Origin of the sequence: Salegentibacter echinorum (assembly GCF_900129445.1) — a bacterium.
Classification (GTDB): Bacteria; Bacteroidota; Bacteroidia; order Flavobacteriales; family Flavobacteriaceae; genus Salegentibacter; species Salegentibacter echinorum.
The window spans coordinates 160,194-181,732 of sequence record NZ_FQVT01000001.1 but is presented as its reverse complement, the minus strand read 5'-3'; the positions used below and the strand labels follow the sequence as shown (position 1 = coordinate 181,732).

The window sequence follows — 21,539 nt, the reverse complement described above, 5'->3', positions numbered from 1 at the left end:
TTAAAATAAATTAAAACTCAAGCTAAAGCTTCTAAAATATACTTTGGACAGCGTATTGGTTTCCTGGTTTTTGAGTCCATAAAGACCAGAGTTGTAAAAGCAGTAGTCAACAATTCTTCCTTTTGATTATAAATAAAATATTCAAAAGTTATCTTTACCGAAGGGGTTTCTTTTAAACGCACTTTAATCACCAACTCGTCTTCAAAAAAAGCTGGTTTTAGAAATTTTGTGTTCAATTCATATACGGGTAACATCACCCCTTCTTCCTCCATGGTTTTATAGGAAACTCCAAGAGCAGCAAGCCACTCTAACCGGGCAATTTCAAGGTATTGCGCGTAATTGCCGTGGTGAACAACGCCCATTTGATCGGTTTCTGAATAACGGACTTTAACATTTGACTCGTGGCTTTTCATACTAAATTTAACAGCTAAATTGAACAAGGTTTCGTACATTCATAAGCGGAATTAAGTATGCATAATTTTTTCCTAATATTCAATACCAAACCGGTTTTTTTATTAAATAATTTGTTCACATATTTGTTCCACCTAAGTCGAGAGACCAATACATCATTTGGTGTAAAAATTAAAGCAATACTAACCTAACTAATAAGTAAAAAAGCATGTCGAAAACTGCGCAATCAGTTTGGAATAGCTGTCTGGCTTTTATTAAAGATAATATCACTCCGCAAGCCTACAAAACGTGGTTTGAACCTATACAAGCAGTAAAACTTACAGATTGTGCACTAAGCATACAGGTGCCTTCCAAGTTTTTCTATGAATGGCTGGAAGAACACTATGTAAAGCTTTTAAAGGTTTCCCTTACTAAAGAATTAGGTGAAAAGGCAAAATTGGTGTATGTTATCAAAATGGAAAACACCTACGGAAATAAACTTCCTTTTACCGAAAAAATACCCAGTACACAGCGCAGCAACATGGCATCGCAAGAGGTAGATGTACCTTTAAAAAATAAAAATCCGGAATTGAAAAATCCATTTATAATTCCGGGTATAAGAAATGTAAAAATTGAATCTCAATTAAACCCCAGTTACAACTTTGAAAATTTCCTGGAAGGAGATTCCAACCGTCTGGCAAGATCGGCGGGACTTGCGGTAGCTAATAAACCCGGGGGCACTTCTTTTAATCCGCTATTAATTTTTGGCGGGGTTGGCCTTGGAAAAACGCATTTAGCTCATGCCATTGGGGTAGAAATAAAGGATAAATATCCGGAAAAAACGGTTCTATATATTTCCGCAGAAAAATTTACGCAGCAGTATATTGAGTCCGTTAAAAAAAATAACCGCAATGATTTTATTCATTTCTATCAAATTATTGATGTTTTAATTGTTGACGATATTCAATTGCTCTCTGGAAAAGCGGGAACCCAGGATGTGTTTTTTCATATTTTTAATCACCTGCACCAAAACGGAAAACAGGTTATTTTAACCAGTGATAAAGCTCCTGTAGATATGCAGGACATAGAGCAACGCCTGCTATCGCGATTTAAATGGGGACTTTCTGCCGAATTGCAGAACCCCGATTTTGAAACGCGTATTTCTATCATTAAAAATAAACTATATCGGGATGGCGTGGAAATGCCAGAAGATATTATAGAGTTTTTAGCAAACAATATTAAAACCAACATCAGGGAACTGGAAGGAGCTATTATTTCGCTTATCGCTCACTCCTCTTTTAACAAAAAAGATATCACCCTGGAATTGGCCAAGAAAATTGTTGATAACTACGTAAAAAACACAAAAAGGGAAGTTTCCATAGATTACATTCAAAAAGTGGTAAGCGATTATTTCCAAATGGATGTGGAAACCTTACAATCTAAAACCCGAAAGCGCCATATTGTTCAGGCCAGGCAATTAGCTATGTTTTTCGCTAAGAAGTTCACTAAAGCCTCACTGGCGAGTATAGGTTCACAAATAGGAAAACGCGACCACGCTACGGTATTGCACGCCTGTAAAACCGTAGATAATCTAGCAACTACAGATAAGCAATTCAAGAAATTTGTTGAAGACCTCAACAAAAAACTCACTATTTAAAATATTATTTATGAAAACCAGGGTATTGATGGTTTGTCTGGGCAATATTTGCAGATCCCCACTTGCCGAAGGAATTTTAAAAGCCAAGGTAGATGAAAACAAAGTTTTTGTGGATTCTGCCGGCACTGGAGATTATCATATAGACAGTTCACCCGACCCTCGATCTATCGCCATCGCTAAAAAGAAGAAATTAGACATTACAGATCAACGCGGCAGGCAATTTGGAGTTGAAGATTTCGATAATTTTGATCATATCTACGTGATGGATAATTCCAACTTTAAAGATGTAATTGCTTTAGCACGTAATGATGAAGATCGAGCTAAAGTAGAGCTCATTCTGGACAAAATTTTTCCTGCAGAAAACGTAGATGTTCCAGATCCTTATTTTGGTGGGGATCAAGGTTTTGCTAATGTATATGATATGTTAGACCAGGCCTGCGACCAGATTGCACAGGAATTAAAAGAAGAGCACAAAGCATAATCAAGAATGTCTCAGTTTAAATTTTCAGGTAAACTATATTTGATCCCAACTACTATGGGTGCGGCAAACCCCGGTGAAGTACTGCCCATTCACGTGAAAGAAATAGTGGAAAAGATTGATATTTATATTGCTGAAAACGAAAAAACCGCGCGAAGACATATCAAAAAGCTGGTTCCTGAAAAACAGCAATCTATTTTAAAATTCTTTAGCCTTAATAAGTTTACTGAAGCTGTAGATATTCCTTCGTTCTTAAACGATTGCAAAGAAGGAAAAAATATTGGTTTAATTAGTGAAGCCGGTTGTCCCGGCGTGGCAGATCCCGGCGCCGAAGTAGTTAAAATAGCACATCAACAAGGTATACAGGTGGTGCCATTGGTTGGCCCTTCTTCTATCCTCCTGGCTATGATGGGCAGCGGAATGAACGGGCAGCGGTTTACTTTTAACGGCTACCTTCCTATTGACAAAAAAGAACGGAAAAAAGAGATAAAAGACCTGGAGCGCGTTTCTTTAGAAAAACAGGAGGCGCAAATTTTTATTGAAACTCCTTATCGAAACAATAAGCTCCTCGAAGATCTTTTTAAAACCCTGCATCCCGCAACCCAGCTTTGCGTAGCTTGCGATCTTACACTTCCCAGCGAACTTATAATTACCAAATCAATTTCAGACTGGAAAAAAACAAAAACAGACCTTCATAAAAGGCCTGCTATATTTATTCTTCAAAAGAACATTTAAACCAAAAAGAATAAAACTTACATTCTATAAGCCTTCATATCCACTCTTGGATTTTTTTCAGGTTTGATAAAAGAAGTATCGTAACCAGAAAAACGCTTCATATAGTTCTTTATGGAAGTTCCAAAAGCATCGCTAAATGCTTGTGCGCCGTAGCTTCTAAGGTATTTTTTTACACTCCCCGGCCCGGCTAAATGCGCCGCAGCCAGAATACCAGATTCGGTTACTTCTACCCCATTAATTATTTTTCCCTCAAAACGCGCGATATCTCTAATTAAGATCCATTTGTTGCGGGAAGTATTGGTATAAAAAGCAGCCTCCTGAAGTTGGGGGGAATTAAGAAATTCTGCCCCGTTATAAATGCCGAGTAGCTCTAAAGTTCCTATACCAAATTGATATTTCCCCATATAGCCAAACTCATTTATTGTGCGGTAATTACCGCGGGATTCTTTAAAACCAACCGCTTCTTTAAATCCGTCATAGGATTTTCCCAATTTGGGTAGAGCGCGGTTAAAAGAAACTTCTTTTTCTAAATCATTTTGCTCCAGGACAACTGTGTAATTTAGATCAAGATTGGAAGTTGAATAGCCTTCAATTTCCAGATTTGCAGCTTTTTTAGTGCTAAAACTAAAAAACATACAGCCTGCAATTACAGGCAAGATTGAAAATCTTACAATTTTCCTTCTCATCATTTTATGTTTCTGAAGAGTTATGGAACTTAAAAATAAACTGCAGCTCCCTCTTCAATTTTGCCGGGCAAATGTACAACAAATTTTAAAAATCTGAACTACAGATTGTTAAGTAATACATAAAATTGTAATTTGGTTTAACGCAGCTATAAGAAACAAGGCTTCAAGCAGTTAAACCTTTCAGAAAAAAATAAAGAAAAATAAAGATTACCTCTTAACTCCCTTTTTATTTATCCAACGTACATATTCCCGCTTATTCCGGTTGTGTTGCGCCAGGGTTTTAGCAAATTTATGGTATCCAAAATTCTCTACATCGGCTACAAAGTAGTAGTAATCGTGATCTTCGTAATTAAGCACCGCATTAATTGAGGAAATATCTGGCATAAAGATAGGCCCCGGTGGTAATTCTTTATTTTTGTAAGTATTATAAGGTGAATCTATCTCTAAATCTTTGTATAAAACACGTTTAATTATTGTATCCCATTTTTTGGTTTTGTGCTTTACCGCATAAATTACCGTAGGATCAGCATCTAATTTCCAGCCATTTTTATAGCGGTTCATATACACTCCGGCTACTTTTGGGCGTTCATCTACTTTTGCTGTTTCCTTTTGAACAATCGCTGCGATGGTAGAAACCTCTTTTGGGGACAGTCCTATTTTTTTAGCCTGTTCCCTTTTTTCGGCCGTCCAGAACCTTTCGTATTCCCTTTTCATTCGCTTTCTAAAATCTTCAGCAGAAGTATTCCAGTAAAACTCGTATTGATTGGGAATATACATGGACAAAGCCTGCGCTTCAGAAAAATTATTTTCTGCTAAATATTTTTCATCCTTAAAGGCATTCAGTAAAGAAACACTATCGGCTTCAATTTGTTTGGCAACCCTCCCGGCGAGATCCTCCAACCGCTCCTGATTATTAAAATTCACCTTTACCGGCTTATTTCCACTCCTAAGAGCATTCACCAATTCATTATTGTTCATCCCCGCTTTGATCATAAACTTACCGGCTTTAATATTCCCCGGGTAGCCTTTTTTTTCAGCAATCAAGTTAAAAGATTCAATATCTTTTACCAAGGGTCGTAAACTATCTATCACCGTACGATAAGTAGCACCGGTAGGCACATAAACAGCCTCTTCTTTTTCAGAAAAACTGGTATTGGCAGAGAATATATTGGTGTAGATATAATAGCTGAAACCTGCCAGGGCCAATAGTCCAAGAATGGCAATAGCTAATACAATTTTTTTAATGTACATTATTTAATAATTGGTATAAAACTTCGTCTCTAAATTGGCCTTGCGAAAAGGTCCAGTCCTTTTTTACCCCAACTTTTTTAAAACCTAGATTTTCAAAAAGTTGAGCGCTGTTTTTATTATCTAAGGTTATATTAGCATAAACCTGGTGCAGATCTAAGTGGGTAAAACAATAGTCGCAAAGCAGCTTAAGTGCTTCACTGGCATAGCCCTTTCTTCGTTGAGCAGGATTAGCGATTAAAATTCCAAGAGCAGCACGTCTATCCTTAGGCTCAAAATCGAAAATATCTATTAACCCCACAACTTTATGCCTTAACGTACAAATCACTAATCTAAATTGTTTAATATCATAAATATCCCGGTGTGCGTTCTCTAAATATTGTTTAATCATAAAGCGGGAATAAGGTGTTTGGTTGGCACTTACCTCCCAGAACTCTTCTGTATTCTCCACCTGATGAACAAAATCCAGATCTTCAGGCTCCAGTGCCCTTAAATATACCTTTTCACCTTTTAGGGTTTGCATACTATTTCACCTTTAAAGACCTGTTGAGCCGGGCCGGTTAACCAAACATCTTTGTACTCGCTTCCATCTAAAATAAATGAAACGGACAATTCCCCACCGGGCACTATCAACTTTACAGTGTTAGATTTAGCTTTTCCGGTAGCATAAGCGGCAATTGCAACTGCTGTTACACCCGTGCCGCAAGAAAGTGTCTCATCTTCTACTCCACGTTCATAAGTTCGAACCAGAAAAACATTTTCTTCCTGGGGTTCTACAAAATTTACATTAGTGCCACCCTGGGTTAAATATTCATCTGAATATCGCACTGCAGCGCCTTCGGTCTTTACATCTAAGGCCGGAACATTTCTAGTGAAAATGATATGATGTGGAGAACCGGTATTCAGGAAAACACTGTTTCCCATTTGCTTGATCTCGTTTACATTTTGCATTTGCAAACTCACCTCGTCTTTATCTGAGATTGTTGCTTGATGAGGACCGTCTATCGCAGTAAATTTAGCTTTATCATTAATTATTCCCAGAAATTTTGCAAAAGCTACCAGGCATCTTCCACCATTACCGCACATACTGCTTTCATTACCATCGGCATTAAAATACAGCATTTTAAAATCATCTCCTTCCATTTCGGGCTTCTCCAAAAGGATGAGACCGTCGCCACCAATCCCAAATCTCCTGTCACAAAGCTCTTTTATGACTCTGGCATTGTTTTTGGATAAAACTTGAGTGCGGTTGTCTATCATTACAAAATCGTTACCGGTACCCTGGTATTTATAAAACGGAATCTTCATTTCTGGATTTTTAGGGTGACAAATATACTACAATTAAGACGACTTTTCTGATGTTAAATGGCCGTTAAAGTTAGAATTCTGAAAAACGAAAATTATAATTTTATAGTTGAATTACTTAAAAAACAATTGAGAAGAAAATGAAAAATTTTGTAAAATTACTAGTCGTTTCTATCCTGGGCGGAGTCTTGACCTTAGGTAGTTACAAAGTATTTATTGAAGATGAGCAAACAGCAGTACTTCCTCCTGTTGTAAACAATACACCAAATGTGATCCCGGCAAATTATCCTGGAAAAATTTATGGCACTAATGCCGATTTTACCGAAGCTGCAGAAAAAACCGTAAATGGCGTAGTGCACGTAAAAAATGTTGCTGTATATAGAGGCCCACGAACTATGCGTGACTACATTTATGGAAATAATAGGGGCGGTAAAGCCCTGCAAGGCACAGGGAGTGGTGTAATAATTTCTCCCGATGGTTATATTGTAACCAACAATCACGTGATAAAAGGAGCCAGCGAAATAGAGGTAACCCTAAACAATAATAAAACGTTTAAGGCTGAAATTATTGGAAATGATGAAACATCAGACATTGCACTATTAAAAATTGATGCTGAAGATCTTGATTACCTCCCTTTTGGAGATTCCAATAATGTAAGATTAGGAGAATGGGTGTTAGCGGTAGGAAACCCATTTAATTTAAAATCTACGGTTACCGCAGGGATTATTAGTGCTACCGCTCGCGATCTAAACACACACGATGCCACACCGCAATCTTTTATTCAAACCGATGCAGCGATAAACCCGGGAAACAGTGGCGGTGCCCTGGTAAATATAAACGGTGAACTGGTAGGAATTAACACCGCCATCACCTCTCAAACAGGTAGTTATATTGGCTACGCTTTTGCAGTACCTTCTAATAATGCCAGAAAAATTGTAGAAGATCTCCTGGAATATGGAGATGTTCAAAAGGGAGTTCTTGGAATTCGCGGTGGTAGTGTTACTCCCAGAGCGGTTGAGGAATTAGGTTTAGAAACTAATCAAGGGGTTTTTGTAGCCGATGTTTCCAGCCAAAGTGGTGCTGAAAAAGCCGGACTTAAAGAAGGAGATATAATTAAGCAGATTGATAATGTGAAAATCAACAAGTTTTCAGACCTCACCGGCTATATAAACTCTAAGCGTCCCAATGAAAAAGTAGAAGTACATTTTTTACGGAATGGTGAGGAGCAGCAAACAGAAGTAACACTCACTAAATTTGAAACCTATACCATAAATCCTTTAAAGCTTGAAGTAAGCAATGCTTCTAAGGATGAATTAAAAGCTTTAAAGGCTGAAAATGGGGTGAAAATTTACCGCACCCTATCCCCAAAACTTCCTGCAAATGAATTGGTTGGTTCTATCATAACCGCCATAGATAATGAAAAAGTATATGATGTAAAGGATGTAGAACGCATCTTTAGCCGCATAAATGCCGGGGAGGATATTATGATCACATTAATTGACAAAAACGGCGAAAAACAGCGTATCGTTTGGCGTTAATTTCACCAAGTAGTTTTCAAAAAACTCTCCTAAACCAGGAGAGTTTTTTTATTTAAAAAGACTTTACGAAAACGTTTGAAATCTATACTTTTGCGCCAAATATCAACAACAACATATTAACTCATGAACTTTAATAAAGTTTACGAAAAGGAACTTACTTTTCAAGCAAACCGTCGTAAAACCACGGTAGAATTTATCAATATTGTTAGCGATTTGTGGTACGACAAAGCAATAGAACTGGTTTTATTCAGAAATCAATTGCTTAACCGCAATGTTAGCGACATTCTAAACCTTCACGAATATGCGGGGGAATTTGTGGAAAAACCCATTTCTATTTTCGATTCTTTGGAGATCGCACGGGCTATTAGAGATTTAAATCTTCCGCCCGCAAAATTAGACATCGGGAAATTAACCTATGAATATCATTTAGAAGACCAGGGACATCTTAATGCCATGGCTTTTATCACAGACAAATTAAAAGAAGCCAGGAAATATGACGCTGTTGTGCCAAAGGATGTTGTGCTTTATGGCTTCGGAAGAATTGGTCGTTTGGTAGCCAGAGAGCTTATGGCCAGAACCGGAAAAGGGAGTCAATTGCGACTTCGGGCTATTGTTACCCGCGGCAGGGTTGATAAAACCACCTTGGAAAAACGCGCTTCCCTGTTAAAAAATGATTCTGTGCACGGGGATTTTTCGGGCACTGTTAGTGTAGATGAAGCACAAAATGCCCTAATAATTAATGGCACTACCGTGCTGATACTTTCGGCTAATGCGCCAGAGGAATTAGACTACAATGCTTATGGTATTCACAACGCTTTAATAATAGATAATACTGGTGCTTTTAGAGATAAAGAAGCGCTTAAAAGACATTTAAAGGCTAAAGGTGCTGCAAAAGTGCTTTTAACTGCCCCCGGTAAAGGAATTCCTAATATTGTACACGGAGTAAATCACAAGGAATATAATCCAGATAAAACCGATATATTTTCAGCAGCATCTTGCACAACAAACGCTATAACCCCGGTTTTAAAAGCTGTAGAAGACAGCCTGGGTGTAGTACACGGGCACCTGGAAACCATTCACGCTTATACCAACGACCAAAACCTGGTAGATAATATGCACGGGAAATACAGACGTGGACGAGCAGCAGCATTAAATATGGTCATCACTGAAACCGGAGCCGGTAAAGCAGTGGCAAAAGCCCTACCATCTTTTGAAGGAAAATTAACTTCTAATGCGATAAGAGTTCCCGTACCCAATGGTTCCCTGGCTATTTTAAACCTGGAGGTTGCGGCTAAAACAACAACGACCAGGCTTAATAACTTGCTAAAAAAATATGCGCTGGAAGGCGAGCTGGTGGAGCAGATAAAATATTCGCTGGATAATGAATTAGTATCATCAGACATCGTGGGTACTAATGCCCCGGCTATTTTTGACAGTAAAGCAACCATAGTTTCTCCAGATGGTAAAAATATTGTGCTTTATGTATGGTATGATAATGAATATGGTTATAGCCACCAGCTTATAAGATTAGCCAAATATATTGCTAAAGTGCGAAGGTTTACATACTATTAATTAGTGTAATTTATGAATGTAAACAATTATCTTTCAGAATCACCAAGCTCCGGCTAAGGGTATTAGGTATGCTTCCAAAAAGAATTCTTTTATTTCGAAGCAAACCGGAGGGAATTAACCCCCCGGTTATCACCCTGCGACTAAAATTATGAAAACAGGAGAAAATTAATGTTACCCGAAGCTTTAAACGGCTTCGGGTAAATTTATCAAAACTATAGTTCTGTAAAAGCAAATTGATTTAGCTATTCGCAAATGATTTTTCTTTCTTTTCAAGGCTTTATGTTCAGAAGAAAAACTTACATTTGCGCGCTCAAATAATTAATTTAAAGGATTTTAGCATATAACCTATACTTCTGTCTTAAAAAATGTATTGTAATTTTTAGCGTTGCTCCCCTGGTTAATGGAAATGATTGGAAACCTGGAGAAAATTTTAAATATAATGGCTTTAGTTTACAATAAGTGAAAGCGGCAGGCGTTGATGCATATAAATTCAGAAACAGATAAACTCAAATGATGCGTAAGATTATTTTTAGCTTAATTTTAATTTCTTCAGCAGGGAATTTACTGGCCCAGGATTCTTTGGCAACTTCAAACTTTATAGAAGATGAATTTGACAATTTAATTGAATCTTCCAATAGCTACCAGGGATATAAAGTAGTGGATTATGATGCTCTAATTGAGCTGAGAAATAACACTAAAACCCATGTACAAAAGTTAAAAAATGAGTTGCAGGAGAAGCAAGGAGTTATTAGTGAACAAAATGATGAAAATGACAGCCTTGAAAATAATTTAGCCGATACCCAGAAAGAGCTAAAACGGGTTAATGATGAAAAAGACGCTATAAATTTCTTAGGTATGCCTTTTAGCAAGGGCAGTTATATGGCTTTAATGTGGGGAATTGTAGGAGTGCTTGTTTTAGCGCTGTTATTTTTTATCTACAAATACAAAAATTCCCACTCCACCACCCGGGAAGCCAGGCAAAAACTTAAAGAAACCGAAAGCGAGTTTGATGCTTACCGAGCCAAAGCTTTGGAAAAAGAACAGCGTCTAGGTCGTATGTTACAGGATGAAAAGAATAAGGCGAAAGAATAATTTTATCCCGACTAGTTTTATTTAGCATCTTTACATTTTATATAGAAAGACATGCGTATAGATATTATAACCGTGGTTCCAGATTTGCTTAAAAGCCCATTTGAAGCTTCTATTTTAAAAAGGGCTATAGAAAACGGTCATGTAGAAATTCATTTGCATAATTTAAGAGATTACGTAACCGATAATTACAAACAAATTGACGACTATCAATTTGGAGGCGGTGCGGGGATGGTTATGATGGTAGAACCAATAGATAAGTGTATTTCCCAACTTAAAAGCGAGCGAAATTACGACGAAGTGATCTATATGACGCCAGATGGAGATCGCTTTAATCAAAAAGCTGCTAATGCACTTTCCTTAAAGGAAAACCTTATCATTTTATGCGGACACTATAAAGGTGTAGATCAACGCGTGCGCGATCACTTCATCACCCGCGAGATTTCTATTGGAGATTACGTGCTTTCTGGCGGTGAATTGGGCGCAGCAGTTGTTTGCGATGCTATTATACGGTTAATTCCCGGGGTGCTTGGCAATGAAACCTCTGCCTTAACCGATACTTTCCAGGATGATTTACTGGCCCCGCCGGTTTATACCCGACCCGCAGAATATAAAGGCTGGAAAGTGCCTGAGGTACTTACCTCTGGGAATTTCCCAAAAATAGAAGCCTGGCGCGAAGAAAAAGCTTATGAACGTACCAGGAGCTTAAGACCTGATCTCTTGGATGAAACAGAAAAATAAATACATTTTGCCACTTGTAGAGTTCATTAAAATTAATACTTTTGCACTCATTCTAAAATAACCTCTGGCGATACCCGTGAATGTTGTTTAGATTTTACCTTAAATAAGTTATTATGGAATCGTTAATCAAGTACGTACAGGACGAATTCGTTGAAAGAAAAGATTTACCGCAGTTTGCTGCCGGAGACACTATCACCGTTTATTATGAAATTAGAGAGGGTCAAAAAACCCGTACCCAGTTTTATAGAGGTGTGGTAATTCAAAAAAGAGGAAGCGGTTCATCTCAAACCTTTACCATTAGAAAAATGAGTGGTACTATTGGCGTTGAGAGAATTTTCCCTTTAAATCTTCCTGCTATCCAAAAGATTGAAGTGAACAAACGCGGAAAAGTAAGAAGAGCTCGTATCTATTACTTTAGAGAACTTACCGGTAAGAAAGCTCGTATTAAGGAAGCTAACCGATAAATCACTTTATTTTACAGTATTGAAAGCCCCAATTTTTGGGGCTTTTTTTATGTTTAAATATTTAGTTATTGCTGCCCGGTAACCACAAAACTTAAGCAGCATTTGCAATACATGAATTTATAAATTTTTCGAATAAATTACTTGCAAAAAGTTTTTTTTAGTGTTATCTTTAGAGTAGGAATTTAAGAAAGAGAAGAATGACAAAAGGATTTCTTTTTACACCAAATTCCCGTAAAGTTTAAAAACCTTTACTTCTGGTTTTTATTTTCTATATAACGCCAATTTTTTGCTTTGTCAAAAATAGTTTGAAAAATAAAAACCCGTATGATTCAAAGTTTAGCTTTTCAGCCATTCTTGAATCATTGAAATGATACACACCAGGATTTTCCTTTAAAGAATTGCAAAAATTCGGTGAGTAAGTATTATTTCAGTTGAAGCCATTTCATTTTAGCTATTAAAATGAAATGGCTTTTTTTATTGTACTTTTTTGAGGATTCTATAATATTCAGGAATCAATTTTTAGAAACTGTTATTAAATGCATGTTTTCACAGTTCTGCAGGCCTTCATCCAGTTAATTAACCTTAAACCTTAAAGTAATAAATTAACGAGCTTTAACGCTGTGTAGCTATGATAAAAGCTTGAAAAATACTATCTTGCAAAAAGCCAAACGCCCGGAATACTGGGCGTTTGAGTTATAAAGAAAATCATAATTAATTAGCTATAAAAATAAAAATATGTCAAAAACTGGAAAGATCATTTATACCAAAACAGATGAAGCACCGGCTTTAGCTACCTATTCTTTTTATCCAATTGTAAAAGCTTATATGAAAGCTGCCAATGTAGGCATGGAAACCAAGGATATTTCCCTTGCAGCCAGAATTCTATCACAATTCCCACAATATCTAACCGAAGAACAAAAAGTTAGTGACGATTTAGCTGAGCTGGGAGATTTGGTAAAAGATCCTGATGCAAATATTATAAAACTACCTAATATAAGTGCATCTATTCCGCAGTTAAAGGCGGCTATAAAAGAACTCCAGGGAAAAGGTTTTAAACTACCAAACTACCCAGACGAACCTTCTTCCGAAGAGGAAAAAACCGTAAAAGCTACTTACGATAAAGTGAAAGGTAGCGCCGTAAACCCGGTACTTAGAGAAGGAAATTCAGACAGGAGAGCTCCTAAAGCGATTAAAAATTTCGCCAAAAAACACCCACACTCTATGGGGAAATGGAGTTCAGATTCCAAATCCCACGTTGCTACTATGGAAAGTGGTGATTTTAAAGGAACCGAAAAATCTGTGACGCTTAGCGAAGCAACCGATGTTAATATTGAGTTTACTTCTAAAGACGGAGATAAAAAAGTACTAAAAGACGGTTTATCCCTGCTTAAAGGAGAAGTGATAGATGCCAGTGTAATGCGCAAAACAGCTTTATTGCAATTCCTTAAAGAGCAGGTAAAAGATGCTAAAGATAAAGGCGTACTCTTCTCTCTGCATATGAAAGCTACTATGATGAAGGTTTCTGATCCCATTATTTTTGGGCACGCGGTGAAAGTATTTTTTGAAGATATTTTTAAAGAATACGGCCAGGATATAAAAAATGCAGGAGGTGATCCCAATAGTGGTTTAGGCGATGTGTTAAATGCTTTGGAAAAACTTCCGGAAGAAAAACAGACCGAAATTAATGAAAAAATCAAGAAAGACCTGGAAGAAGGACCAGATCTTGCAATGGTAAATTCAGATAAAGGTATTACTAACCTACACGTGCCAAGTGATGTGATTATTGACGCTTCTATGCCTGCAATGATTAGAACTTCGGGGCAAATGTGGAATAAAAATAATGAGACGCAGGATACCAAAGCGGTAATTCCAGATAGTAGTTATGCTCCACTTTACCAGGAGACCATCGAATTTTGCCAGAAACACGGAGCCTTCGACCCTTCCACTATGGGAACTGTCCCCAACGTAGGTCTTATGGCACAAAAAGCTGAAGAATATGGTTCTCACGATAAGACTTTTGAAATTCCTGGTGCAGGAACTGTAAAAGTGATTGATAAAGCCGGAAATGTATTGACCGAGCATGAAGTTGAAGAAGGTGATATTTGGAGAATGTGCCAGGTAAAAGACGCACCAATTCAAGATTGGATTAAATTAGCCGTTAATAGGGCTAAAGCTACCGGGTGGCCCGCAGTTTTCTGGTTGGATGAAAATAGAGCTCACGATGCTGAACTTATTAAGAAAGTAAACGAGTATTTACCTCAGCACGATACCAGCGATATAGAAATTAAAATAATGCCGGTAGCCGAGGCTACAAAGTACACCTTAGAACGCGTTAAAGCAGGAGAAAATACAATTTCTGTAACAGGAAATGTGCTGCGTGATTACTTAACCGATCTTTTTCCTATTCTCGAAGTAGGAACCAGTGCTAAGATGTTGTCTATCGTTCCACTTATGAATGGAGGCGGATTGTTTGAAACCGGTGCAGGAGGTTCTGCTCCCAAACACGTTCAACAATTCCTGGAAGAAGGTCACTTACGCTGGGATTCCCTTGGGGAATTTATGGCCTTATCGGCTTCCCTGGAACATCTGGGACAAAAGTATGATAATAAAAAAGCCTTGCTTCTTGCGGAAGCTTTAGATGACGCAACAGATAAGTTTCTTGAAAACAGTAAATCCCCTTCCCGTAAAGTAAATGAAATAGACAACCGCGGAAGTCATTTTTATCTTGCTCTTTACTGGGCTCAGGAATTAGCTAAACAAGAGAAAGACTCCGATTTAAAAGCGCATTTTAAAGAGATAGCGGCTAAGTTGGAAAGTAAGGAAGAACAAATCAATAAGGAATTATTGGCGGCTCAGGGTTCCCCTGTTGACATTGGGGGTTATTACGAGCCAACCGAAACGCTCGTTATTGAAGCGATGCGACCTAGTAAAACCTTAAATGGAGTTATTGAATAATCTTAGTTTATATTTATAAACAAGTCCCAAAAGCCGAAATTTAGTTTTCGGCTTTTTTGCTTTTATTGTAGTTCGGCAAACTTTCCTTATGCAACAATTTTGGGATGCTATAATATTTAGGCTTAAATTTTCATTATAACGCTTACTATTCTATATTTACAGGAAAAATTGAAATTCCCCCTCTATTTATTGCTACTGATTTTTTGCTGTACTTTCAGTCAAAACTATGCGCAATCAACTTATGGATTGAGTGGGACGGTGATCAATGCTAAGAGTAATGAAACACTTATTGGGGTAAACGTGCTTATCCCTTCACAAAATACGGGGGTAGTCACTAATGAATACGGTTTCTATGCCATTAAATTAACTCCCGGTATCTATGAGGTGGTGGTTTCCTATTTAGGTTACCAAACGGTCACTAAAACTATAAAAATTGAAGAAGATACCAATCTAAATTTCGAACTTCAGGAGAGTTCAGAAAATCTGGAAGAAGTGGTTATTAATTCCAATAATAATCGCCTAAATATTAAGAGTCCGGAGATGAGTGTTAACAAACTCTCCATAAAAACCATAAAGAAACTACCGGCGATTTTTGGAGAAGTAGATGTTATAAAATCCCTCCTATTACTGCCCGGGGTTTCGAATGCCGGCGAAGGCTCTTCCGGGTTTAATGTTCGTGGTGGAGCAGTAGATCAAAACCTGATTTTGCTGGACGAGGCGACTATTTTTAATTCTTCGCACCTCTTTGGCTTTTTCTCCGTTTTTAATCCCGATGCCATTAAAGACTTAAAACTTTATAAAGGCGGAATTCCTGCAAAATACGGTGGCAGGGTCTCTTCAGTTCTAGATATCTATCAACGGGATGGCAATAGTAAGGAATTTAAAGCTCAGGGAGGAATTGGGGTAATCTCCAGCCGATTATTGGCAGAAGGTCCCATTGTAAAAGACAAGGGTTCTTTTCTTGTAGGTGGTCGCAGTTCCTATGCACATCTTTTTCTAAAATTGACAGATAATCCCAACTCGGCCTATTTTTACGACTTAAATGCAAAACTGAGTTACAAACTAAGCGACAAGGATAAACTGTTGTTTTCAGGTTACTTTGGGAGGGATGTTTTTAATATAAACGATAACTTTAAAAATAATTATGGTAATTCTGTTTTTAACCTGCGCTGGAACCATTTATTTTCCGATGAAATATTTACAAATTTATCGCTTATTTACAGCGACTACTACTATGGTTTAACGCTAAACTTTGTAGGTTTTAACTGGGACAGTGGCATAAAAAACCTCAATATAAAGTACGATTTTAATCATTATTTAAATGAGACTTTTAAATTAAAATACGGCACCCACAACACCTATTATGATTTTAATCCCGGTGAGATTGAACCTGTCGATGAAGACTCTGGCATCAACTATTTTAAGCTCGATGAAAAATATGCGATAGAAAACGCCACTTATCTTGCCGTAGAACATAAAATAGCCAATAATTTTACTGCAGAATACGGCTTGAGGTTCAGCAATTTCTTTAGACTGGGACAGGATAAACTTAACGAATATGCCAATAATGAAGCTGTAATTTATAATCCAGAATTCGATATCTATCAAGAAGCCGAGCCTATAAACCAGCGTTCCTATTCTAAATCTGAAATTATTAAAACTTATTCCAATTTGGAACCCAGGTTAGCCCTGGCTTATAGTTTTAACCGGGACCAATCTGTAAAGGCCAGTTATAACAGGATGGCGCAGTATCTGCATTTAATTTCAAACACCAGCTCCCCTACTCCATTAGATGTTTGGGCGCCCAGCGGTCCTTTTATAAAACCACAAATCCTGGATCAATATGCGGTAGGTTATTTTCAGAATTTTTCTAACGGAAATTATACCCTGGAAACTGAAGCATTTTACAAGAATATTAAAAATCGTATTGATTACGTAGATGGCGCCAACCTCATTGCTAACAATAACATTGAGACTGTCATCTTAAACGGAAAATCGAGAGCCTACGGATTGGAAATTATGGCTAAGAAAAATGAAGGTCGCTTAACCGGCTGGCTATCTTACACTTTATCTAAAGCCGAACAAAAAACTCCCGGCAGGACGCCAGAAGAATCTGGTATTAATAATGGAGATTGGTATGCGGCGGGCTACGATAAAACGCATGATATAAGCCTAACTTTAAGCTATGATTTAGCAACAAAATGGCAACTTAATTCCAATTTTATATTTCAAACAGGGCTTCCGGCTACTTTTCCCACCGGCCAGTATAATTACAGAAATATCACAGTGCCAATTTTTAGCGATAGAAATTCCAACAGGTTGCCGGCTTACCACAGGTTGGATATTTCAGCAACTTATACTCCAAAACCGCAAAGCAAAGACTTTAAAAGTTCCTGGAACTTTGGGATTTATAATTTATATGACAGGCAAAACACCTATTCCCTTAACTTTGCAAGAAACAGTGATAACGGTATGAATGAAGCTACACGTTTGAGCCTATTTGGTATTATTCCTTCTGTAACTTATAATTTTAGTTTTTAATGAAGAAAGCATTTTTTCCATATAAGTTTAGGATCAAATTAAATAATCCTGGAACCTGGCTTATTTTGGGTTTCCTGGTATTGTCAAACATTTCCTGTGAAGAAGTAGTACAGGTAGATCTTGAAGAAAATACGCCCAGACTGGTCATTGATGCTTCTCTTGAAAAATATAAAAATGCTGAAAAATCTACCCAAACAATCCTTCTTTCTAAAACCACCGGCTTTTATGAGGAAGCCATTGTTCCGGTTGAAGATGCCATAATTAACGTGAGTGATGCCCAGGGGAATGTTTATGAATTTAAGCATGCCAATTCGGGGCTTTATATTAATTCCAGTATTAATTTGATCTTGAATGAAGAATATAAGCTTGAAGTAAAGTATAAAGATGAAGTTTACACCGCCACCGAGAAAATGATGCCGGTTACCGAGATTGACACTGTAGAACAACTTAACACCGGGGGGTTTACAGGAGACGAAATAGAAATTAAAGTTTTCTATGAAGATCCGCCAGACGAGGTTAATTATTACGTTTTCACCTTTACTAACGAGAAAACAAAACTCGAAATTTACAACGACGAATTTTCTAATGGTAATAGGATTTTTGGCTATTATTCTAACGAAGAGCTTGAAGTGAATGATACCATAGCCATAGAAATGGGAGGTATTTCCAAACCATATTATGAATATTTATTTATCTTGCGATCACAAGTGGGAAGTGGTGGCGGACCTTTTGAAACGCAACCGGCCACGGTTAAAGGGAATATTGTAAATCAAACTAATGAAGATAATTTTCCTTTTGGCTACTTTCAATTATCAGAAGTCGATTCAACTTCTTATATTGTAAAATAATGAAACACACTAATAAACAAGTACTAACCAAAGGAATTAAGTATTTAGCCTTTGCCCTGCCCCTAATATTTATTGGGCCCTCAATTCTATTTTCAGCCTTTAACAATCAGGATCATTATCTATATATCCCCATTTTAATACTAGGAATTCTAGCGATGTTTGCGGCTGTTTTTCTTTTATTTAAAGGTATTCTTACCATTGTAAAAGCAGTCTTTGATTAAAAATTTCTCAAACTCTATTTTGTTCAGTATTTAGTGTACCCCAGAGAGACGATAGATTTATAGGCAAAGATAGATAGCTTACTTTGAGCTCTAGCGGAGGGGCATTTAATAATTGAGCGGGTATTAAAAATCAGTTGAAAGAATTATATCTAAATCAGCAGCTTTGAACTTCTATTTCACCTCAAATTCTTTTTGGTCGAAAACACGATTTCCATTGTTATCTATACCCTGTAAGGTTATCGTATAAACACCTTCCACATCTGAAGTATAAAACTGTATTGGTTCAAAACCACTTAAGTTTGGCTGCCATAAGAGTTGTCTTCTAAAATCTGGAATACGTCCTAAATCCTGATCTTCATAATCTACTTTATAATAATTCTTGGGTGTTTGCACCGGAATGATATCAAACTTATTTAAAGAAGCAGCCTGGTAATTTTCTACAAAATCTTTCTCTTTTGTTTCTATAGATATAACTCCGCCAAAAATTTTAGAACCATAATAATACTCGTCCCGCACCACTTCAATACGGTCTATTTTTGTAGCGCTATAATTCATTAAAGCTTCAGTATTTTCTATATAAAGTCCGTCTACCAGTAAAAGGGCACTACTGTTAAAGGTGATATCACTGTTTCTAGCATACACCCCAAAAACGCTTTTATCATTTTTATTTTTCCTGATTTTAGCCGAGGTAATTACTTCAATAAACGTTTCTTTAACCGTAGGAAAGCGCGTGTAATCATCTAAAGGAAATACTTCTATGTCTTTTGAACCAAAGAAAGGAACTTCCCGGTCCATCAATTTTAAGGTATCGGGTTTAATGCTGTAATAGCTATTTTCTACCTGATTTTGAATACTTCTGTTCACAATTTCCTCTTTCATTGCCGAATTTATTTCTAAAGCCGGAAAATCCAGCGCCGAGTAATCAAAATTGGGCAGTGAATCTAAGCTTACGTTAAATTCTTCCGCTTGCGATCCCAAAACCTGGATAAATAATTCATCAACGCTTTGCCGAGGCTCAAGATTGAAATAAAAAACTCCCTCTTCGTTAGTATTACTAATTTTCAGTTTAAAATTTTCCGTAGGAACCGAAATTGCCAAACTTCTATTATTAACATCCAGATCTCTACTTAAAGCAGAAATTTTTCCGCGGAATAAATCTCCTCTAAGTTCGGGGAGATAATTTTCTTCAGAAATATTTTCATTTGAACTAGATGAGATATAACTTTCTGCAAAATTTGAAATAGTTGTTTTATCAGAAGACTGAAAATTAGACTTTTTAGTGACAGACAAAGAATAATTACCTTCGGCTATTTTAGTCGTATCCAGGGAAATAGTCACCTGTTCCCTTTTGCTGAAGCTTCCATTCTTTGATAAGCTTAGAATACTTGCGTCTGGCCCCTTTTCACCAATATTTTCTCGGGTAGTCGAATCAATTTGCGCAATTCTTTTCAGGCTGTTGTTTCGCTTCGTGGTGTATGGATTTATAACAAAAATAGTGGCACTAAAATAGTTAGTTGGGTTTTTATTAAACATCCAATTGGTAAAAGCGATTAGTTTATATGTCCCTGAGGCAATATTTGTAGGCACGAAAAAGTCGCCGTTGCCACTACCATTATTTGTGTTTATTTTATGCGTAAAAACACTTTTCCCTTCCTCATTAATCATTTTTACATAAGCTATTTTACTCAAGTTACTTAAGCCTTTAGTCGCTTCATCCAATAAATAAACTTTGTAATAAAGGTATTCGCCGGGAAAAACGAGAGAAGAGGTATAATCTACAAATACTTTTTCGCCGGCATTCAATTCTGGAAGTTCTTTCCTGTTTTGTTGACCAAAAGCAGAACCTAGAAAAATAAAAAATAATATAGCCGTATAGAGTTTTTTCATAACCACAATTTAGTCTTCCCAAAAATCTGGTTTTACGTTTACACCAAAAGCTCTGCAATCCACACAGGGCTTGGGAGCCATTCTATAAGGTCCCGTTCCTTCGTTATCTCCCGGTCCATTGGCCTTGCTTATAAGCCCTAGAACATCAGTTTCTATTGCATTTATAAGAGCTAAATATTCTGGCCTCCTAATGGTGCAATTATAAGGATAATCGGGTCTTTCGCTTCTGTCATAAAAATCGGTGAAATCGAAAAATATTCGCTGGGAATCTACAGCCGAAACACTAAAATAACCAAGCACTTTTTCGTTTGCATTATCTACAGAATAGACGTTTCCATTCACAAAACCGGGTTGGTTTTGTGAAAAAAGACTTTCTGAACCAGATAATTCATTTAAAACTTCATAGAAATTATAGGCTTCCCGCGATAAACTATACTGCTTTACCAATATGCTATATCTATAAGTAATGGCCGGATCCTTTTTACTTAAAAAACGAACGGGAAATCTATTTACCGCCTCATCATTAACCGCCGTAGAACTTGAAATGATAATACTCTCTGAATCTTCTGTAACATAACACAGGTAGTCTTCTTCGGTTTTGGGTACGATTTCCAATCCGCCATTCACGATTACTAATTTGTTTGGGATTCGATAAAAAGAACGAAACTCAAAAGTTTCTTCATAAGTATAACGATAGTATTTCGAATCATTTTTGCCAGAATTAGCTGTAATTGCCAAGCCTTCTTGCTTTACACCGTTTATGGTTTGATTACTTTTCACCACCTCTAGTTTGTCTATATTACTGGCAGCGTTAAGTTCTGCCGGTTCAGACGAGTAATTTCTGCCATCGCTGGTAGTGATTTCTACCTGGTAAGCGCTATTTTTTTTAGCTGAAAACTGCTGTAACGACCTATAAACTCCAGGTGCTTCTTCTTGAAATTGATAGGAATTCCCAGCAAGGTCCACAACTTTTACCTGGGCATTCATTTCGGGATTTGGACCTTCAGCATCTAAAGCAAAGGTTCGTGAAAGTTCTATCTCCTGATGCTTAAACTCATCGGTTATTGTACCTTCAATCACCAGGGCACTTTCAAAATTTTCTGCTTCAATTTCAAAAGGTTCTACACAGCCTACAAAACACAAACTGAAAACTATTAAATATATTAGCGTATAATTTTTCATTC

19 protein-coding genes are annotated in these 21,539 nt (G+C 37.1%); 12 read left to right on the top strand and 7 right to left on the bottom strand.

The window, feature by feature from the left end:
* Nucleotides 1-17: 17 nt before the first annotated feature.
* The gene (locus tag BUA71_RS00880) at nt 18-413 is read right to left on the bottom strand and encodes an acyl-CoA thioesterase (protein WP_072876828.1); all 396 of its coding nucleotides are present in this window, start codon (nt 411-413) and stop codon (nt 18-20) included.
* Nucleotides 414-619: 206 nt separating this feature from the next.
* On the opposite strand from BUA71_RS00880, the gene dnaA reads away from it, so the two are divergent.
* From dnaA to BUA71_RS00865, 3 genes are read left to right on the top strand one after another with little or no spacing between them, the layout of a single operon-like run.
* Nucleotides 620-2,047, top strand: coding sequence for a chromosomal replication initiator protein DnaA (dnaA, locus tag BUA71_RS00875; protein WP_072875814.1), 1,428 nt, complete (start codon nt 620-622; stop codon nt 2,045-2,047).
* A 10-nt stretch (nt 2,048-2,057) separates the two neighbouring features.
* Nucleotides 2,058-2,528: a low molecular weight protein-tyrosine-phosphatase gene (locus BUA71_RS00870; RefSeq protein ID WP_072875813.1), complete on the top strand. Its 471-nt coding sequence runs from the start codon at nt 2,058-2,060 to the stop codon at nt 2,526-2,528.
* Nucleotides 2,529-2,534: 6 nt separating this feature from the next.
* Nucleotides 2,535-3,260 (top strand): SAM-dependent methyltransferase, encoded by a 726-nt coding sequence (locus tag BUA71_RS00865; RefSeq protein ID WP_072875811.1) that lies wholly within the window; start codon nt 2,535-2,537, stop codon nt 3,258-3,260.
* Between the two features lie 17 nt (nt 3,261-3,277).
* Here the strand turns inward: BUA71_RS00865 and BUA71_RS00860 are convergent, their stop codons facing one another.
* The 4 genes from BUA71_RS00860 to dapF all read right to left on the bottom strand — a co-directional run bounded on the left by BUA71_RS00860 (nt 3,278) and on the right by dapF (nt 6,502).
* A complete protein-coding gene (locus BUA71_RS00860; protein ID WP_072875808.1) occupies nt 3,278-3,946 on the bottom strand; it encodes a peptidoglycan-binding protein LysM in 669 nt (222 codons plus the stop codon).
* Between the two features lie 207 nt (nt 3,947-4,153).
* Nucleotides 4,154-5,197, bottom strand: coding sequence for an endolytic transglycosylase MltG (mltG, locus tag BUA71_RS00855; protein ID WP_072875806.1), 1,044 nt, complete (start codon nt 5,195-5,197; stop codon nt 4,154-4,156).
* Nucleotides 5,187-5,717, bottom strand: coding sequence for a GNAT family N-acetyltransferase (locus tag BUA71_RS00850; protein ID WP_072875804.1), 531 nt, complete (start codon nt 5,715-5,717; stop codon nt 5,187-5,189). Before BUA71_RS00850 ends, mltG begins: the two co-directional genes overlap by 11 nt.
* Complete coding sequence (dapF, locus tag BUA71_RS00845; RefSeq protein ID WP_072875802.1) at nt 5,705-6,502, bottom strand: diaminopimelate epimerase; 798 nt, start codon at nt 6,500-6,502, stop codon at nt 5,705-5,707. Before dapF ends, BUA71_RS00850 begins: the two co-directional genes overlap by 13 nt.
* A gap of 137 nt (nt 6,503-6,639) precedes the next feature.
* Here dapF and BUA71_RS00840 point away from each other — a divergent pair, with 137 nt between their 5' ends.
* The 9 genes from BUA71_RS00840 (at nt 6,640) to BUA71_RS00800 (ending at nt 18,468) form a co-directional block, all read left to right on the top strand.
* The gene (locus tag BUA71_RS00840; RefSeq protein WP_072875800.1) at nt 6,640-8,037 is read left to right on the top strand and encodes a S1C family serine protease; all 1,398 of its coding nucleotides are present in this window, start codon (nt 6,640-6,642) and stop codon (nt 8,035-8,037) included.
* A gap of 123 nt (nt 8,038-8,160) precedes the next feature.
* Nucleotides 8,161-9,609, top strand: coding sequence for a glyceraldehyde-3-phosphate dehydrogenase (locus tag BUA71_RS00835; RefSeq protein ID WP_072875798.1), 1,449 nt, complete (start codon nt 8,161-8,163; stop codon nt 9,607-9,609).
* A 510-nt stretch (nt 9,610-10,119) separates the two neighbouring features.
* On the top strand, nt 10,120-10,701 hold the full coding sequence (locus BUA71_RS00830; protein ID WP_245812531.1) for a hypothetical protein: 582 nt from the start codon (nt 10,120-10,122) through the stop codon (nt 10,699-10,701).
* A gap of 51 nt (nt 10,702-10,752) precedes the next feature.
* Nucleotides 10,753-11,439 (top strand): tRNA (guanosine(37)-N1)-methyltransferase TrmD, encoded by a 687-nt coding sequence (gene trmD / locus BUA71_RS00825; protein WP_072875794.1) that lies wholly within the window; start codon nt 10,753-10,755, stop codon nt 11,437-11,439.
* A 113-nt stretch (nt 11,440-11,552) separates the two neighbouring features.
* Nucleotides 11,553-11,903 carry a 50S ribosomal protein L19 gene (rplS, locus tag BUA71_RS00820; RefSeq protein ID WP_072875792.1) on the top strand — a complete coding sequence of 117 codons (351 nt, stop codon included), beginning with the start codon at nt 11,553-11,555 and terminating at the stop codon, nt 11,901-11,903.
* A 735-nt stretch (nt 11,904-12,638) separates the two neighbouring features.
* The gene (locus BUA71_RS00815; protein ID WP_072875790.1) at nt 12,639-14,858 is read left to right on the top strand and encodes an NADP-dependent isocitrate dehydrogenase; all 2,220 of its coding nucleotides are present in this window, start codon (nt 12,639-12,641) and stop codon (nt 14,856-14,858) included.
* Nucleotides 14,859-15,026: 168 nt separating this feature from the next.
* On the top strand, nt 15,027-17,399 hold the full coding sequence (locus BUA71_RS00810; RefSeq protein WP_072875788.1) for a TonB-dependent receptor: 2,373 nt from the start codon (nt 15,027-15,029) through the stop codon (nt 17,397-17,399).
* Nucleotides 17,399-18,247: a DUF4249 domain-containing protein gene (locus BUA71_RS00805; protein ID WP_072875786.1), complete on the top strand. Its 849-nt coding sequence runs from the start codon at nt 17,399-17,401 to the stop codon at nt 18,245-18,247. The genes BUA71_RS00810 and BUA71_RS00805 overlap by 1 nt, the downstream gene beginning before the upstream one ends.
* The gene (locus BUA71_RS00800; RefSeq protein WP_072875784.1) at nt 18,247-18,468 is read left to right on the top strand and encodes a DUF6095 family protein; all 222 of its coding nucleotides are present in this window, start codon (nt 18,247-18,249) and stop codon (nt 18,466-18,468) included. The genes BUA71_RS00805 and BUA71_RS00800 overlap by 1 nt, the downstream gene beginning before the upstream one ends.
* 171 nt (nt 18,469-18,639) lie before the next feature.
* On the opposite strand, the gene BUA71_RS00795 is transcribed toward BUA71_RS00800, so the two are convergent.
* Nucleotides 18,640-20,355, bottom strand: a complete 1,716-nt coding sequence (locus tag BUA71_RS00795; protein WP_072875781.1) for a hypothetical protein — start codon at nt 20,353-20,355, stop codon at nt 18,640-18,642.
* A 9-nt stretch (nt 20,356-20,364) separates the two neighbouring features.
* Nucleotides 20,365-21,537, bottom strand: a complete 1,173-nt coding sequence (locus tag BUA71_RS00790; RefSeq protein ID WP_072875779.1) for a DUF4249 domain-containing protein — start codon at nt 21,535-21,537, stop codon at nt 20,365-20,367.
* Nucleotides 21,538-21,539: the final 2 nt, after the last annotated feature.

What these genes read in the sequence shown, in the direction of transcription:
- BUA71_RS00880 (WP_072876828.1), bottom strand. Translation starts at nt 413, where the DNA reads ATGAAAAGCCACGAGTCAAATGTTAAAGTCCGTTATTCAGAAACCGAT.
- dnaA (WP_072875814.1), top strand. Translation starts at nt 620, where the DNA reads ATGTCGAAAACTGCGCAATCAGTTTGGAATAGCTGTCTGGCTTTTATT.
- BUA71_RS00870 (WP_072875813.1), top strand. Translation starts at nt 2,058, where the DNA reads ATGAAAACCAGGGTATTGATGGTTTGTCTGGGCAATATTTGCAGATCC.
- BUA71_RS00865 (WP_072875811.1), top strand. Translation starts at nt 2,535, where the DNA reads ATGTCTCAGTTTAAATTTTCAGGTAAACTATATTTGATCCCAACTACT.
- BUA71_RS00860 (WP_072875808.1), bottom strand. Translation starts at nt 3,946, where the DNA reads ATGAGAAGGAAAATTGTAAGATTTTCAATCTTGCCTGTAATTGCAGGC.
- mltG (WP_072875806.1), bottom strand. Translation starts at nt 5,197, where the DNA reads ATGTACATTAAAAAAATTGTATTAGCTATTGCCATTCTTGGACTATTG.
- BUA71_RS00850 (WP_072875804.1), bottom strand. Translation starts at nt 5,717, where the DNA reads ATGCAAACCCTAAAAGGTGAAAAGGTATATTTAAGGGCACTGGAGCCT.
- dapF (WP_072875802.1), bottom strand. Translation starts at nt 6,502, where the DNA reads ATGAAGATTCCGTTTTATAAATACCAGGGTACCGGTAACGATTTTGTA.
- BUA71_RS00840 (WP_072875800.1), top strand. Translation starts at nt 6,640, where the DNA reads ATGAAAAATTTTGTAAAATTACTAGTCGTTTCTATCCTGGGCGGAGTC.
- BUA71_RS00835 (WP_072875798.1), top strand. Translation starts at nt 8,161, where the DNA reads ATGAACTTTAATAAAGTTTACGAAAAGGAACTTACTTTTCAAGCAAAC.
- BUA71_RS00830 (WP_245812531.1), top strand. Translation starts at nt 10,120, where the DNA reads ATGATGCGTAAGATTATTTTTAGCTTAATTTTAATTTCTTCAGCAGGG.
- trmD (WP_072875794.1), top strand. Translation starts at nt 10,753, where the DNA reads ATGCGTATAGATATTATAACCGTGGTTCCAGATTTGCTTAAAAGCCCA.
- rplS (WP_072875792.1), top strand. Translation starts at nt 11,553, where the DNA reads ATGGAATCGTTAATCAAGTACGTACAGGACGAATTCGTTGAAAGAAAA.
- BUA71_RS00815 (WP_072875790.1), top strand. Translation starts at nt 12,639, where the DNA reads ATGTCAAAAACTGGAAAGATCATTTATACCAAAACAGATGAAGCACCG.
- BUA71_RS00805 (WP_072875786.1), top strand. Translation starts at nt 17,399, where the DNA reads ATGAAGAAAGCATTTTTTCCATATAAGTTTAGGATCAAATTAAATAAT.
- BUA71_RS00800 (WP_072875784.1), top strand. Translation starts at nt 18,247, where the DNA reads ATGAAACACACTAATAAACAAGTACTAACCAAAGGAATTAAGTATTTA.
- BUA71_RS00795 (WP_072875781.1), bottom strand. Translation starts at nt 20,355, where the DNA reads ATGAAAAAACTCTATACGGCTATATTATTTTTTATTTTTCTAGGTTCT.
- BUA71_RS00790 (WP_072875779.1), bottom strand. Translation starts at nt 21,537, where the DNA reads ATGAAAAATTATACGCTAATATATTTAATAGTTTTCAGTTTGTGTTTT.